Source organism: Anoxybacillus sp. FSL W8-0104 (assembly GCF_038004465.1).
GTDB lineage: Bacteria > Bacillota > Bacilli > Bacillales > Anoxybacillaceae > Anoxybacillus > Anoxybacillus flavithermus_G.
Genome location: NZ_JBBOQU010000001.1, coordinates 197,501 through 212,500 on the forward strand (window position 1 = coordinate 197,501; position 15,000 = coordinate 212,500).

Sequence of the window (15,000 nt, forward strand, 5' to 3'; positions counted from 1 at the left end):
GAGACAGTGTCAGGTGGGCAGTTTGACTGGGGCGGTCGCCTCCCAAAGCGTAACGGAGGCGCCCAAAGGTTCCCTCAGAATGGTTGGAAATCATTCGAAGAGTGTAAAGGCAGAAGGGAGCTTGACTGCGAGACCTACAAGTCGAGCAGGGACGAAAGTCGGGCTTAGTGATCCGGTGGTTCCGAATGGAAGGGCCATCGCTCAACGGATAAAAGCTACCCCGGGGATAACAGGCTTATCTCCCCCAAGAGTCCACATCGACGGGGAGGTTTGGCACCTCGATGTCGGCTCATCGCATCCTGGGGCTGTAGTCGGTCCCAAGGGTTGGGCTGTTCGCCCATTAAAGCGGTACGCGAGCTGGGTTCAGAACGTCGTGAGACAGTTCGGTCCCTATCCGTCGCGGGCGTAGGAAATTTGAGAGGAGCTGTCCTTAGTACGAGAGGACCGGGATGGACGCACCGCTGGTGTACCAGTTGTTCCGCCAGGAGCACAGCTGGGTAGCTATGTGCGGAAGGGATAAGCGCTGAAAGCATCTAAGCGTGAAGCCCCCCTCAAGATGAGATTTCCCATCGCGTCAAGCGAGTAAGATCCCTTGAAGATGACAAGGTAGATAGGTCCGAGGTGGAAGCGTGGCGACACGTGCAGCTGACGGATACTAATCGATCGAGGACTTAACTAAACACACAAGAAAAGCGAAGGCGACTGTTCTGTTATCTAGTTTTGAAGGAATTATCCTTCAATATATTGCTCGGTGACGATGGCGGAGAGGTCACACCCGTTCCCATCCCGAACACGGAAGTTAAGCTCTCCAGCGCCGATGGTAGTTGGCGGGACACCGCCTGCGAGAGTAGGACGTTGCCGGGCATTATTGTATTTATTTCTTATTAGTTAATTTCTATCGTCGCGGGGTGGAGCAGCCAGGTAGCTCGTCGGGCTCATAACCCGAAGGTCGCAGGTTCAAATCCTGCCCCCGCAACCAATATTCGAAGATGAAGATAGATTAATGAGACGAAACAGTGTAAGTTTCGTATTTTTTTATGCCTTTTTTGCGTTATGATTTGTTTTCGTGTACACTTATACGTGTAGCATTTCCTTAGGAGAGCGATCCTAAGGCCTTTTTTGTATGCTGATTTTATTTAATTAGGGGAATGAACGATGAAAACATATGAATATGTATCACATCATCCTGAAGATACGCTAGCATTAGCGATGAAACTTGCTCAGTATGTTCAGCCACAAGACGTTATTACGTTAGAAGGTGATTTAGGAGCAGGAAAAACAACGTTTACAAAAGGATTAGCTAAAGGATTAGGAATTGACCGCAATGTAAGTAGCCCAACTTTCACTATTATAAAGCAATATGAAGGGCGTATCCCTTTATATCATATGGATGTATATCGTTTAGCAGAAAGTGAAGAAGATTTAGGATTTGAGGAATATTTTTTTGGTGATGGTGTAACCGTTGTTGAGTGGGCTCATTTAATAGAACCATATTTACCAACGGAACGTTTACATATTGCGATTCACCATGCCGATGGAGGAAGCAGGATTATTCGCTTCTCTCCGATCGGTCAACGTTATGAACAGTTATGTAAGGAGATTTTTAGCGATGAAAGTGTTAGCCATTGATACATCAACGTTTGTTATGGGGATTGCTGTCGTTGACGGTCAAGTTGTTAAAGGAGAAATCATTACAAATTTGCAAAAAAATCATTCGATCCGAGTGATGCCTGCCATTGAATCACTTTTGCAACAATGTGATATGAACCCTCAAGATCTTGACCGTATTGTTGTCGCCAAAGGTCCTGGATCATATACAGGGGTTCGCATTGGGGTGACGATTGCCAAAACTTTGGCTTGGACACTAAACATTCCACTTGTTGGTGTATCGAGTTTAGAAGTGATGGCAGCAAATGCGAAGTATTTTGGCGGGCTTATTGTTCCATTAATAGACGCTCGACGCGGACAAATTTATACTGGTCTTTACAAAGTAGAAGGAGATCACGTGCAATCGATCGTAGCGGATCAAGTCATTTTAGCTACTGATTGGGCGAATGAATTAAAAGCATATGATCAATCCATTTTATTAGTTGGAAATGATAGTGTACTACACGAAGCTACGTTTGTTGAAGTACTAGGTCGTTCTGTTCAAGTAGCTTCAGCGACACTTCACAATCCGCGCCCAAGCGAACTTGCATGGTTAGGAATGAACCGTGAGCCAGAATATGTTCATACGTTTGTCCCAAACTATATTCGTTTAGCAGAGGCAGAAGCGAATTGGCTTGCTCGTCAGCAAGAAAGGACGGAATGTTAAGTGGACGTTTCCTTCCGTTTTATGACGCTTCAAGATCTTGATCGCATTATAGAAATTGAGCAGCGTTCATTTACACTGCCGTGGAGTCGTTCCTCTTTTCACCAAGAATTAACAAATAATCCGTATGCTCGTTACATTGTGATGGAGCATGATGGACAAATCATTGGTTATTGTGGCATGTGGCTGGTCATGGATGAGGCACATATTACAAACATTGCAGTATTACCGGAGTTTCGCGGGAAAAAATTAGGAGAAGCACTAATGAAACAGGCGATGGCGTTGGCGAGAGAAGAGGGGGCAAAAACAATGACGTTAGAGGTGCGAGTATCGAATATCGTTGCACAGTCGTTGTATCGGAAACTTGGTTTTTTAAATGGAGGTATTCGTAAAAGATACTATTCGGATAATCAAGAAGATGCTTTAGTAATGTGGGTGAAATTATGAGCGAAAAAGACATATTTGTGCTTGGAATTGAGACAAGCTGTGATGAAACAGCTGCAGCCATTGTGAAAAATGGACGTGAAATTGTAGCTAACGTTGTCGCTTCACAAATGGAAAGCCATCAACGATTTGGAGGAGTCGTTCCTGAAATTGCCTCCCGTCACCATGTTGAACAAATTACGCTCGTATTAGAAGAAACGATGAAACAGGCAAATATGGATATAAGTCAACTTGACGCGATTGCAGTAACAGAGGGACCGGGATTAGTTGGGGCGCTATTGATTGGTGTAAATGCGGCGAAAGCGTTGGCTTTTGCACATCGCATTCCGCTTGTTGGTGTGCACCATATCGCAGGACATATTTACGCAAATCAACTTGTACAAGAAATGAAATTTCCGCTTCTGGCGCTTGTTGTGTCTGGAGGTCATACAGAGCTCATTTACATGAAAGAGCATGGGATATTTGAGGTGATTGGAGAAACGCGTGATGATGCGGCTGGAGAAGCGTATGACAAAGTTGCCCGGGCCTTGCAACTCCCTTATCCAGGGGGACCTCATATCGATCGTTTAGCGAAACAAGGGAAACCAATTATTGATTTACCGCGCGCGTGGTTAGAAGAAGGTTCGTATGATTTTAGTTTTAGTGGATTAAAATCAGCGGTTATTAACACGTTGCACAATGCAAAGCAACGTGGAGAAATGATCCGACCTGAAGATATGGCGGCAAGTTTTCAAGCAAGTGTCGTTGAGGTATTAGTGAGAAAAACAATCGAAGCAGCCATGCATTACAGCGTAAAACAAATATTGCTGGCTGGCGGTGTGGCGGCAAATGAAGGGTTACGTACACAATTACAAAAACAAATGAATCAACTGCCAGAAGTCGAGTTAGTTATCCCGCCGTTGTCGCTTTGTACAGATAATGCAGCGATGATTGCAGCAGCGGGAACAGTATTATTTCAACAAGGAAAGCGTGCCACCATGGCATTAAATGCAAACCCAAGTTTACTGTTATAGTAAGAAGGTGTCCCAAAAGCAATGGGGCACCTTTTTCTAATTGTCATACGAATTTTTCTAAGAACAATTCAGCTTGTTGTGGATTATTTTATCCACATACATGTGAATAATGTGGAAAACGTTGATTGTATGTTATTTTATCATAACAAGTTAACCACAACAAAATGGGGGATTTTTCTTTTGTTGTTGTGGGTAATGTGGAAAAGTTGGTGAATAACTTATATTTAGGTGTTTTTTCTGTGGATATCTTTGTGTAAAAGATGAGCTAGCCCACAAATGGAGCTAGCTCGTTATTATTTTTGTAAAAGTTCCCATTGTTCGAATAACTCGTCGAATTTTTGTTTCAGCTCATCAATTTTTCCTTGAGTATCCCGAGCTTTTTCATAGTCGTTGTAACAGGAAGGATCATATAATTGTTGTTCATACGTAGCAATTTGTTGTTCGATTCGCTCCATTTCCGTTTCTAGCTGTTCGATTTTTCGTTGTCGTTGTCGTTCTAATTTTTTTCGTTCTTTTTCTTCTTCGTACGAACGTTTTGGTGACAACGATTCGCCCGTTTTAGTTTTTTGGCTAATTTGTCCAAGCTCAAGCAGCTCTGCTTTTTTTGCTACGTAATAATCATAGTCCCCTAAATACTCAACAAGACCGTCTGTGGATAACTCATATATTTTTGTTGCAATTTTGTTAATAAAATAACGATCGTGTGAAACGAATATAATTGTTCCTGGGTATTCTATGAGCGCTTGTTCTAGCACTTCTTTGCTATCTAAATCCAAATGGTTTGTCGGTTCATCTAAAACTAATACGTTTGCTTTCTTCATCATGAGTTTAGCGAGAGCGAGTCGCGCTTTTTCTCCACCGCTTAACGTCTGAACAGGCTTCAATACGTCGTCACCAGAAAATAAAAAGTTGCCGAGAATGGTCCGAATTTCTTTCTCTGTTCTTAATCGATCTTCGTCCCACAGTTCGTCGATCACTCGTTTGTTTGATGTTAATTGTGCTTGTTCTTGATCATAATAGCCAATTTGTACGTTTGTTCCGTAGCGTATTTCTCCTTGTTTCGGATGGAGTTGTTTGATGATCGTTTTTAAAAGAGTTGATTTTCCAATTCCATTTGGTCCAATTAATGCGATACTATCACCGCGAGTGATGCGAAACGAAAGATTTTTTGCAATGATGTGATCGTAACCGATCGCTAAATCGTTAGCTGTTAGCACATCATTTCCGCTTGGGCGTTCGATTTCGAAACGAAACGATGCCGATTTTTCATCACCGAGTGGCTTGTCGATGATATTCATTTTTTCTAATTGTTTTCTACGGCTTTGTGCTCGCTTCGTTGTTGATGCACGAGCGATGTTGCGTTGAATAAAATCTTTTAATTTTGTAATTTCCTCTTGTTGTTTTTCATACAATTTTAGTTGTTGTTCAAATTGTTCAGCACGTTGTTGTAAGTAGCTTGTATAGTTTCCGACATATTTTTTTATTTTTGTGCGTGATAGTTCATACACTTGTGTCACGATTTGGTCAAGAAAATAGCGATCGTGGGAGACGATAAGAATGGCTCCATCGTAATTTTTTAAATATTGTTCAAGCCATTGCAACGTTTCCATATCTAAATGGTTTGTCGGTTCATCTAAAATGAGCAAATCGGGCCTTGTAAGGAGCAGTTTACCAAGCGCTAGCCTCGTCCGCTGTCCACCGCTCAATGTAGATACTTTTGTCGTATAATCGTACTGTGAGAAGCGGAGACCATGGAGAACCGAACGAATATCTGCTTCATATTGATAGCCGCCTTTTTCTTTGAATTCTGTTTGTAAACGATCATATTGCTCAAGTAGGCGCTCATAGTCAGCATCATGTAAACTCATTTGTTGTTCTAGTTCGCGTAATTGTTTTTCCATTTGTTGTAGCGGGGCAAACACATCGAGCATTTCTTCCCAAATGGAACGATGCGCTTGCAACCCTGTATATTGATCTAAATAACCGATCGTTACGTGTTTCGGTTTAATGATTTCGCCTGTGTCGTATGACAACTGTCCGGCAATGATTTTTAATAATGTCGATTTTCCCGCGCCATTTCTTCCAACTAACGCAATACGGTCTTTTTCTTGTATTTCAAGCTTAATGTCTGATAAAACTTGTTCTGCTCCATATGATTTGGATAGTTGATTTACTTGTAACTCACATTTCGCACCCTCTCGACAAAAATCGGGAGGATTTTTTTATCTTCCTGTCGAATAAAACCTTGGAATACAAGGAAAGCAAAGGAGTTTGCTCATCATGGACGTTCAAATTCGGGCCATTTATGAAAGTTCTTATTTGAATATAATAAGCGCCCTGTTCAAAGATCTTGACCTTCCTCAGTTGATTGATCGTCTCGTTCCCGTGGATCCGCAATGCCAAACTCGAGCCAGCGATATCGTCAAACTAATCGTTCTGGATATCTTGAGCGGCCGGCAAGCGCTCGTTCATTTGGAACAATGGGCGCATGACATCGATTTGCCGAAGCTGATTCGGCCAGGGCTGGAGCCGTCTTGGTTCAACGACGATGCCATCGCGCGTCATTTGGATCGCCTGTATGAGGCGAATATCCATCAAGTCCTTTCGTCTTGCCTCGTGCAGATCTACAAGAAAGAAGGCCTCTCTCTTCGCGTCTTCCACGCCGATACGACGGACAAGACCGTTTATGGCGCGTATGAATCGGCCTCGCCGGATGCCTTGCAGATTACGCATGGCTACAACCGGCATCATCGTTGGCAAAAGCAGATCGGATTTGGGCTGATTGGCAACGAGGATGGCATCCCGTTTTATGGCGATGTACACGACGGCAACCTGCCGGATAAGACGTGGAATCCCGAGGTGTTGTCCCGTGTGCAGAAACAGCTGAAGCAGGCGAAGATCGAAGATGAATGGATTTATGTTGCCGATTCTGCCGCCATGACGAAAGACACACTGGCGCAAACGAAGGCCGCCAACGCCTTTTTGATCACAAGAGGCCCTTCTTCGCTCCGGATCGTCAAAACCGCGCTGGCTAAAGCTGATGCCCAAGACACGCCGTGGAGCGATCCGTTCTCCTTAGCGGAGAAAAACGGAGCCACCTACCGGGTGTGGGAAACGACATCGACGTACGAAGGTCATTCGGTCCGGTTGATCGTCGTTGAATCCAGCGCGCTCGACCAACGAAAAGGAAAGACGCTCGAAAAAGAGCGAAACCAAGAAGCAGAGCTTCTTCGGCAGAAACAAACCCAGTGGGAAAGCCGTCTGTTTTCGTGCCGGGAAGACGCCGAACAAGCCCTAGCGTCTCTAAAGACGTCCCTTCGTCTCCGGTTCCATCGCGTCGAGGCGTCGGTCGAAGCGATCGTGCGTCCGAAAAAACGGCGCGGACGTCCGAAAAAAGGGGCGGAACCGGACATGGAAACGCTGTACGCCCTTCGCTTGAACGTGGAATTCGACCAAGATGCGTGGGAACAGGCGAGACGGAAAGCGTCCCGGTTTGTCCTTGTCACGACAGTTCCGGAGGAATGGAAAGGTCAACCGATGGATGCGAAAGAGATCTTGAAGTTGTATAAAGGCCAAATCTCGGTGGAAATGAACTTCTCTTTCTTGAAAGACCCGTTCTTTACGGATGAGATTTACGTAAAAAAACCGGAACGGGTCGCGGTATTGGGCTATTTGTTTCTGTTGGCCTTGGCGATTTACCGCGTCTTCCAGCGCCGGGTGCGTCAGTTCATCACCCCGGAACACCCATTAAAGGGCGCGGGAGGCCGGAAACTGACCCGACCGACCGGACAAGCGATTTTTCAATTGTTTTGGTATGTCAGAGTCGTCCTGTTGGAACTGCCGGATGGACGAATTCAACGCGCGTTAGGTCAACCGCTCACGTACGAGCAGCGAAGGATTCTGCAAGGATTAGGGATGGACGAGAGCATTTACGTCTAATGGGATAAAGAACGACCAACGATGGTAAAAAAAGGATACCATCGCTTTTGGTGTTGGTTTAAAAGTTATTCTAAAAAACTGAATAAAAAATCCTTTTGTTCCGCCCTACCAAGGTGCGAAATATGAGTTGTAAAATGATCATTCTTTCTCACCTCAATCTTCTTTTGATAGTGTAACGTACTTTCTTGATATTCGGCAACACTAGTGTACGAATAACAAATTTGACAAAAATAATAATAAAGGGTACAAAGGAAAGACAGAATGAAAAAAATAGTGTATAGTTTAGAAGTGGGAAGAATTTTTTAGACGTATAGGAGAGAAAAATGAAAGCGCTAACTATTTGTGAAAGGAAATGTGGGGGATTGACTCGTGAATAATGAACAGCCAAAAATTCCGCAGGCGACCGCAAAGCGACTACCGTTGTACTATCGTTTTTTGAAAAACTTGCATGCATCAGGCAAGCAACGTGTATCTTCAGCGGAGTTAAGCGAAGCTGTAAAAGTCGATTCAGCAACGATTCGCCGAGATTTTTCATACTTTGGTGCGCTTGGAAAAAAAGGATACGGATATAATGTCAATTATTTGCTGTCATTTTTTCGTAAAACGTTAGACCAAGATGAGACGACAGAAGTGGCGTTATTTGGGGTTGGAAATTTAGGGACTGCATTTTTAAACTACAATTTCAGCAAAAACAATAATACGAAAATTGTGATGGCGTTCGATGTAGATCCAGATAAAGTCGGAACAGAAGTCGGAGGGGTTCCGGTTTATCATTTAGATGAATTGGAGGAGAAACTCGGGGGAATTGCCGTAGCGATTTTAACTGTTCCTGCCCAAGTTGCTCAACCGATTACTGACCGACTTGTTCAACAGGGGATTAAAGGGATTTTAAACTTTACACCTGCTCGCCTGCATGTGCCAGAACACATTCGTGTTCATCATATTGATTTAGCGGTCGAATTGCAGTCACTCGTTTATTTTTTAAAGCATTACGGAAATGAATAAACCTCCCGTTTATGAGCGGGAGGTTTTTTTCAATAAAGAGCGAATAGCTGTGCCAAAATCAAATGTTGCAATTAGGATGAACAGCATTGTTGTTACGTCCCAAATGCCGTCATCAGCACTATCCACAGCAAAATAAGTAAATAAAATGCCCATTAGAAAGTAAAATAGTGGTTCATATTTCATGAAAACAGCCTCCAAATGACGAATTGCATTTGTTCTGCTTCGCGCATAATCTTCTCGATTTCTTCAGCGAATAATATTTGTATGGCAACGACAAACGTGTTCATCAACACGTGTGCTGCAATAGGTACGAGAATGCGTTTTGTTTTCACATATAAGAAGGCGAACACAAACCCCATTGTCGCATACAAGAGCAAATGTTCAAACTCTAAATGAACAACAGCAAATAAAAGTGAACTGACGAGCGCTGATAAGAAAAAATTGTATTTTTGATACAACGTCCCGAAAATAATTTTCCGAAAGATGATTTCCTCTAAAATTGGTCCGACGACTGATGTAACGAGTATAAGAGCTGGTGTCAATTTGACCATTTCAACGATGCGTCTCGTGTTTTCGGACCCCATTTCGACACCAAATAGGTGCATCTCAATATTAGCTGCAATGCCTTGGGCGAAAAGAGCGAGCAAAAACCCCCCAATCGCCCAAAAGAATGACATGCCAATCGATGCTTGATGGCGATCATATGAGTATTTCATATCTTCTTTCATAAAATAAAGAACGAGAAAAAGAGCAATCGGGAAACTAATAACAGCCCAGTAACCAGAAGCGATCGATATGGCTATATCTTTATTTGATGCGTTAATAAATCCGCTATGCGCAAGTAAAGGAACGCCGACTAAACTCGATAGTTGCATAGCGACGTATGTAATGATGACATACCAATATTGCTTTTTCACATGTTCAACCCCTTCGTGCAAATTGTCTAGCTTTAGACGAGCATTTTCTAAGCGTCTGCTTCCTTAGCTGAGCGAATGATCGTCCTCTGCTTTCTAAATTGAATACTTTTTCATTTTATCATATTTTTTGTATGAATTTCGAAAGGAAAGACATAATGTTAAAGAGGGAATCATTTAATGAAAAATTTTTAACTTCCTACTTGCAAAATTAAAAAAAGTTCATTAATATAATAAGTGTGTTAGCACTCAATAAGAATGAGTGCTAATAACGGAACGAAAATCTAATTAAGGAGGTCGTTTGCCGTGTTGAAGCCACTAGGTGATCGTATTGTCATTGAATTAATTCAAACTGAAGAAAAAACAGCGAGCGGAATTGTCTTACCAGACACAGCAAAAGAAAAACCACAAGAAGGAAAAGTTGTGGCAGTTGGTTCAGGTCGCGTTCTTGATAATGGTGAGCGCGTAGCTCCAGAGGTAAGCGTTGGTGACCGCATCATCTTCTCAAAATATGCGGGTACAGAAGTAAAATATGATGGAAAAGAATACTTAATTTTGCGTGAAAGTGACATTTTAGCTGTGATTGGTTAATCGTTCGCCTGATAACATATAAAGCACATAAAAATACTTAACTAAAATTTCATCAAGGGGGTAAGATGTATGGCAAAAGAAATTAAATTCAGCGAAGAAGCTCGTCGTGCGATGTTACGCGGTGTAGATAAATTAGCTGATGCAGTAAAAGTAACATTAGGTCCAAAAGGTCGTAACGTTGTATTAGAGAAAAAGTTCGGTTCTCCATTAATTACAAATGACGGTGTAACGATTGCGAAAGAGATTGAATTAGAAGATCCGTTTGAAAATATGGGTGCGAAGCTTGTTGCGGAAGTAGCAAGCAAAACAAACGACGTTGCTGGTGACGGTACAACAACAGCAACTGTATTAGCACAAGCGATGATTCGCGAAGGATTGAAAAACGTAACAGCTGGTGCGAACCCAATGGGCATTCGCAAAGGTATTGAAAAAGCTGTTGCGGTCGCTGTGGAAGAATTAAAAGCGATCTCTAAACCAATCGAAGGCAAAGACTCCATTGCTCAAGTTGCAGCTATTTCTGCGGCTGACGAAGAAGTTGGTCAATTAATCGCAGAAGCAATGGAACGCGTTGGTAAAGACGGTGTCATTACATTAGAGGAGTCTAAAGGTTTCACAACAGAATTAGATGTTGTGGAAGGTATGCAATTTGACCGCGGTTATGTATCTCCATACATGATTACAGACTCTGATAAAATGGAAGCTGTATTAGATAATCCATACATCTTAATTACAGATAAAAAAGTTTCAAGCATTCAAGAACTTCTTCCTGTATTGGAGCAAGTTGTTCAACAAGGCAAACCATTGTTAATCATCGCTGAAGATGTAGAAGGTGAAGCGCTTGCTACATTAGTTGTGAACAAACTTCGCGGTACGTTCACAGCTGTTGCAGTTAAAGCGCCTGGCTTCGGTGACCGTCGCAAAGCGATGCTTCAAGATATCGCGATTTTAACAGGCGGTGAAGTCATTACAGAAGAGTTAGGTCGCGAATTGAAATCAACAACAATTGCTTCACTTGGTCGTGCAGCGAAAGTCGTTGTGACAAAAGAACATACAACAATCGTTGGTGGCGCTGGCCGTGCGGAAGACATTCAAGCACGCATCAACCAAATTCGTGCTCAATTAGAAGAAACTACTTCTGAATTTGACCGTGAAAAATTACAAGAGCGCTTAGCGAAATTAGCTGGTGGCGTTGCGGTAATCAAAGTTGGTGCGGCAACAGAAACAGAATTGAAAGAGCGCAAATTACGCATTGAAGACGCATTAAACGCAACACGTGCGGCAGTTGAAGAAGGTATTGTTGCCGGCGGTGGTACGGCATTAATGAACGTATACAACAAAGTTGCAGCGATCGAAGCTGAAGGCGACGAAGCAACTGGTGTGAAAATCGTTCTTCGTGCGATCGAAGAGCCAGTTCGTCAAATCGCTCACAACGCTGGTTTAGAAGGTTCTGTTATCGTTGAACGTTTAAAAACAGAAAAACCTGGCATCGGCTTCAACGCAGCAACTGGCGAGTGGGTTGATATGATTGAAGCTGGTATCGTTGACCCAACAAAAGTAACTCGTTCTGCGCTTCAAAACGCAGCATCTGTTGCGGCTATGTTCTTAACAACTGAGGCAGTTGTTGCTGACAAGCCAGAAGAAAACAAAAACACACCTGGCATGCCTGACATGGGCGGCATGATGTAATGCAAAAACTACCCCTGTTTCAAAGGGGTAGTTTTTTCTTTTAATTCACTCAAAAAACAAAGAATAGAGCCAACAGCTTGAATCCATGCTCCAGCGATACTGATCGACTGCCCGTCTTCTTTATTTCCTCGTTCCTCATACACTCAGTACATCGGTAGTTTCAGCATCTGCCTCTAAGGCGTTTTCTGTCGCTTGCAATACGTTTCCCCATAAATCAAGAGCAAACTGTTTTTTTGTCGCTTAGAGAAGGAATGCTCGCAATGGCCGAAGTAACAGTACCTATCGCTTGAGTAAATGAACCGATCAGTGCTTTCGGTTGATTCATCCTATTTCGCGCAGGAGACTCCCACTTCAACGACCAAAGGGAGTAAGTGGGAGAGGAATGCGCGTTCCCCCTTTCTTTTGTGTATGATATAATAAAGGCGTGGAGAAAACCGTTCAATAAAGGCACTCCAATAACTGCTACTCGATGTATGGAGTTGGTTACAGGAAACGTTGTAACCGTAAAACATCGAGCGTAGGTCCGTCTGTTGTGTGTGGAAGCCAAGTACTGCCAACAGACACACCGAGAGAATCGGTAACGATGCAGGCATGACCTGCGTCGTTGGGTAGTCGTCAACCTGCCCCTGATGCAACCCCAAGTCAAGGAAGGAGGACGAAATCCGTTTGCACTTCTGGGGAGTTGCAAGCCCTCACTTCAAGCGTTAGCTAAGTGGGGGTAGTTGACGTGCATTCTCCTACAATTTTTGCTCATATATCATATGCAAGTTACATATTGTTGTTAATTGTTAGAAAATTGAATAAAAAAGACAGCATCTTGACCGACGAGGAATGAAGTTGGTAGAATGGATTAAAATTTAAGATGCGCACCTTCGTATATCCTCGATAATATGGTTCGAGAGTCTCTACCGGGACACCGTAAATGACCCGACTACGAAGGCAGTGTTCTATATTGCTAGAATTCTGCCTTCGTTTTTTTATGAGAGGGTATGAATGCTAGCTTTTTTATTATATGTAGATGAGGTGATTTCGTTTGAGTCAACAAGAAATGATCGTCGTTTTAGATTTTGGTAGCCAGTACAATCAGTTAATTACGCGCCGCATTCGTGAGTTTGGTGTGTACAGCGAGTTGCACCCACATACGATTACAGCCGAACAAATTCAACAAATGAATGTAAAAGGAATCATTTTTTCTGGCGGTCCAAACAGCGTATATGATGATAATGCGTTTACGTGTGATCCGAAAATTTTTGAGCTTGGTTTGCCGATTTTAGGAATTTGTTATGGCATGCAGCTGATGACGCATCATTTAGGCGGAAAAGTAGAAAAAGCAACACATCGTGAGTACGGAAAAGCAATGATTCAAGTAAAGAACGCTTCCGCCCTTTTTGAACGTCTCCCAGACGAGCAAGTGGTCTGGATGAGCCACGGCGATTTAGTCACTGCTCCGCCAGAAGGGTTTACTGTAGATGCTGTTAGCGCTTCTTGTCCAATTGCGGCAATGAGCAATGAGGCGAAAAAGTTTTACGCGGTGCAATTCCATCCAGAAGTGCGCCATTCCGTCTACGGAAACGATATTTTAAGAAATTTCGTATTTGACGTGTGCCAATGCAAAGGCGATTGGACAATGGAAAGCTTTATCGATAGCGAAGTGCGCAAAATTCGCGAGCTTGTTGGAGATAAAAAAGTGCTTTGTGCGTTAAGCGGCGGTGTCGATTCTTCCGTGGCGGCTGTGCTTGTGCATCGCGCCATCGGCGATCAACTCACATGTATTTTTGTCGATCACGGGCTCCTTCGCAAAGGGGAAGCGGAAAGCGTCATGAAAACATTCCGCGAAGGGTTCCATATGAACGTCATTAAGGTGGATGCAAAAGAGCGGTTTTTAAACAAATTAAAAGGTGTAAGCGATCCAGAGCAAAAACGAAAAATTATTGGGAATGAGTTCATTTACGTATTTGATGACGAAGCAGCAAAGCTAGATGGCATCGAATTTTTAGTACAAGGTACGTTGTATACTGATATTATTGAAAGCGGCACAGCAACAGCCCAAACGATTAAATCTCATCACAATGTCGGTGGTTTACCAGAAGATATGAAGTTTAAATTAATCGAGCCATTGAATACGCTCTTTAAAGATGAAGTGCGAGCGCTCGGTACAGAATTAGGTATTCCGGATGAAATTGTATGGCGTCAACCGTTTCCAGGACCTGGACTTGGCATTCGCGTATTAGGGGAAGTGACAGAAGAGAAGTTAGAGATTGTTCGTGAATCAGACGCCATTTTACGTGAAGAAATAAAAAAAGCCGGGCTTGATCGTGAAATTTGGCAGTACTTCACGGTTCTACCTGACATTCGTAGCGTAGGTGTAATGGGTGATGCGCGCACGTATGATTATACGGTCGGTATTCGTGCAGTCACTTCGATTGACGGTATGACAGCGGATTGGGCGCGCATTCCTTGGGATGTTCTTGAAGTAATTTCTACACGTATTGTCAACGAAGTGCCTCATGTCAATCGTGTCGTGTATGACATTACAAGCAAGCCGCCGGCAACTATTGAGTGGGAGTAAAAAACGAACAAAAAAATATTTAAGTAAAAAAATGTTCGTTTTTAATATTGACTTTATCGGAGTCGATTGTTAGAATGTATGTGTAAAATAAATAGAGGATACATCGTATAATCTCGAGAATATGGCTCGGGAGTCTCTACCAAGCTACCGTAAATAGCTTGACTACGATGGGTAATGCGGGGGAGAGGAGTCTGCTTGATTCCTCTCTATATTCGTGCATTATGCATCATAGTCAACGCTTCTGGTAGTTTGCTAGAAGCGTTTTTCTTTTTATTACAACATATGGAGGGACTTGAAGTGATTAAGAAGTATTTCCAATTTGACGAGCTCGGCACAAACTATCGGACAGAAATTATTGCCGGGATCACAACGTTCTTATCTATGGCTTACATTTTATTTGTTAATCCATTTACGCTTTCGTTAGGAGCAGTAAAAGATTTTCCGAATGAACTTCGGATTGATCAAGGGGCTGTGTTTGTTGCGACGGCGTTAGCAGCTGCTTATGGGTCTATTTTGATGGGGATTTTA

12 protein-coding genes, 1 tRNA gene, 2 rRNA genes, 1 pseudogene and 2 riboswitches (2 of these 18 only partly in view) are annotated in these 15,000 nt (G+C 43.0%); of the genes and pseudogenes, 13 read left to right on the forward strand and 3 right to left on the reverse strand.

What is annotated here, in order from left to right:
- The 7 genes from NST18_RS01150 to tsaD form a co-directional block, all read left to right on the forward strand.
- Positions 1-679, forward strand: a 23S ribosomal RNA gene (locus NST18_RS01150) (it extends 2,247 nt beyond the left edge of the window).
- A 68-nt stretch (positions 680-747) separates the two neighbouring features.
- A 5S ribosomal RNA gene (gene rrf, locus NST18_RS01155) occupies positions 748-864 on the forward strand.
- A 38-nt stretch (positions 865-902) separates the two neighbouring features.
- Positions 903-979 (forward strand) — tRNA-Met (locus NST18_RS01160).
- Between the two features lie 176 nt (positions 980-1,155).
- Positions 1,156-1,629, forward strand: a complete 474-nt coding sequence (gene tsaE / locus NST18_RS01165; protein ID WP_004888747.1) for a tRNA (adenosine(37)-N6)-threonylcarbamoyltransferase complex ATPase subunit type 1 TsaE — start codon at positions 1,156-1,158, stop codon at positions 1,627-1,629.
- Positions 1,610-2,314 carry a tRNA (adenosine(37)-N6)-threonylcarbamoyltransferase complex dimerization subunit type 1 TsaB gene (gene tsaB, locus NST18_RS01170; protein ID WP_004888748.1) on the forward strand — a complete coding sequence of 235 codons (705 nt, stop codon included), beginning with the start codon at positions 1,610-1,612 and terminating at the stop codon, positions 2,312-2,314. The genes tsaE and tsaB overlap by 20 nt, the downstream gene beginning before the upstream one ends.
- Positions 2,315-2,335: 21 nt before the next feature.
- On the forward strand, positions 2,336-2,758 hold the full coding sequence (gene rimI / locus NST18_RS01175; RefSeq protein WP_035019084.1) for a ribosomal protein S18-alanine N-acetyltransferase: 423 nt from the start codon (positions 2,336-2,338) through the stop codon (positions 2,756-2,758).
- A complete protein-coding gene (gene tsaD, locus NST18_RS01180; protein ID WP_004888750.1) occupies positions 2,755-3,768 on the forward strand; it encodes a tRNA (adenosine(37)-N6)-threonylcarbamoyltransferase complex transferase subunit TsaD in 1,014 nt (337 codons plus the stop codon). Before rimI ends, tsaD begins: the two co-directional genes overlap by 4 nt.
- 293 nt (positions 3,769-4,061) lie before the next feature.
- Here tsaD and NST18_RS01185 read toward each other — a convergent pair.
- Positions 4,062-5,948: pseudogene (locus NST18_RS01185) on the reverse strand (ABC-F family ATP-binding cassette domain-containing protein); the annotation flags it as partial.
- Between the two features lie 100 nt (positions 5,949-6,048).
- On the opposite strand from NST18_RS01185, the gene NST18_RS01190 reads away from it, so the two are divergent.
- Positions 6,049-7,707, forward strand: coding sequence for an IS1634 family transposase (locus tag NST18_RS01190; RefSeq protein WP_340721135.1), 1,659 nt, complete (start codon positions 6,049-6,051; stop codon positions 7,705-7,707).
- A gap of 369 nt (positions 7,708-8,076) precedes the next feature.
- A complete protein-coding gene (locus NST18_RS01195) occupies positions 8,077-8,712 on the forward strand; it encodes a redox-sensing transcriptional repressor Rex (protein WP_004888752.1) in 636 nt (211 codons plus the stop codon).
- A gap of 9 nt (positions 8,713-8,721) precedes the next feature.
- On the opposite strand, the gene NST18_RS01200 is transcribed toward NST18_RS01195, so the two are convergent.
- Positions 8,722-8,895, reverse strand: coding sequence for a YdiK family protein (locus tag NST18_RS01200; protein WP_004888753.1), 174 nt, complete (start codon positions 8,893-8,895; stop codon positions 8,722-8,724).
- Entirely contained in the window at positions 8,892-9,629 is a 738-nt protein-coding gene (locus NST18_RS01205; RefSeq protein WP_004888754.1) for a CPBP family intramembrane glutamic endopeptidase, read from the reverse strand. Before NST18_RS01205 ends, NST18_RS01200 begins: the two co-directional genes overlap by 4 nt.
- A 303-nt stretch (positions 9,630-9,932) precedes the next feature.
- Between NST18_RS01205 and groES the strand changes: the two genes are divergently transcribed.
- From groES to NST18_RS01225, 4 genes are all read left to right on the forward strand, one after another.
- Positions 9,933-10,217, forward strand: a complete 285-nt coding sequence (groES, locus tag NST18_RS01210) for a co-chaperone GroES (protein WP_004888755.1) — start codon at positions 9,933-9,935, stop codon at positions 10,215-10,217.
- A 69-nt stretch (positions 10,218-10,286) separates the two neighbouring features.
- Entirely contained in the window at positions 10,287-11,903 is a 1,617-nt protein-coding gene (groL, locus tag NST18_RS01215; protein WP_004888757.1) for a chaperonin GroEL, read from the forward strand.
- Between the two features lie 852 nt (positions 11,904-12,755).
- A riboswitch (purine riboswitch) is annotated at positions 12,756-12,857 on the forward strand.
- Between the two features lie 94 nt (positions 12,858-12,951).
- Entirely contained in the window at positions 12,952-14,472 is a 1,521-nt protein-coding gene (guaA, locus tag NST18_RS01220; protein WP_035019086.1) for a glutamine-hydrolyzing GMP synthase, read from the forward strand.
- Between the two features lie 83 nt (positions 14,473-14,555).
- Positions 14,556-14,657: riboswitch (purine riboswitch) on the forward strand.
- A 115-nt stretch (positions 14,658-14,772) separates the two neighbouring features.
- A protein-coding gene (locus NST18_RS01225) for an NCS2 family permease (RefSeq protein ID WP_035019089.1) crosses the window boundary here: on the forward strand, positions 14,773-15,000 show its 5' portion. It continues 1,098 nt past the right edge of the window; only the first 228 of its 1,326 coding nucleotides appear in the window; the start codon lies at positions 14,773-14,775; its stop codon lies off the right edge, out of view.

Bases quoted from the DNA above. Each gene is read 5' to 3' on its own strand.
- tsaE (WP_004888747.1), top strand. From the start codon at position 1,156: ATGAAAACATATGAATATGTATCACATCATCCTGAAGATACGCTAGCA.
- tsaB (WP_004888748.1), top strand. From the start codon at position 1,610: ATGAAAGTGTTAGCCATTGATACATCAACGTTTGTTATGGGGATTGCT.
- rimI (WP_035019084.1), top strand. From the start codon at position 2,336: ATGACGCTTCAAGATCTTGATCGCATTATAGAAATTGAGCAGCGTTCA.
- tsaD (WP_004888750.1), top strand. From the start codon at position 2,755: ATGAGCGAAAAAGACATATTTGTGCTTGGAATTGAGACAAGCTGTGAT.
- NST18_RS01190 (WP_340721135.1), top strand. From the start codon at position 6,049: ATGGACGTTCAAATTCGGGCCATTTATGAAAGTTCTTATTTGAATATA.
- NST18_RS01200 (WP_004888753.1), bottom strand. From the start codon at position 8,895: ATGAAATATGAACCACTATTTTACTTTCTAATGGGCATTTTATTTACT.
- groL (WP_004888757.1), top strand. From the start codon at position 10,287: ATGGCAAAAGAAATTAAATTCAGCGAAGAAGCTCGTCGTGCGATGTTA.
- guaA (WP_035019086.1), top strand. From the start codon at position 12,952: ATGATCGTCGTTTTAGATTTTGGTAGCCAGTACAATCAGTTAATTACG.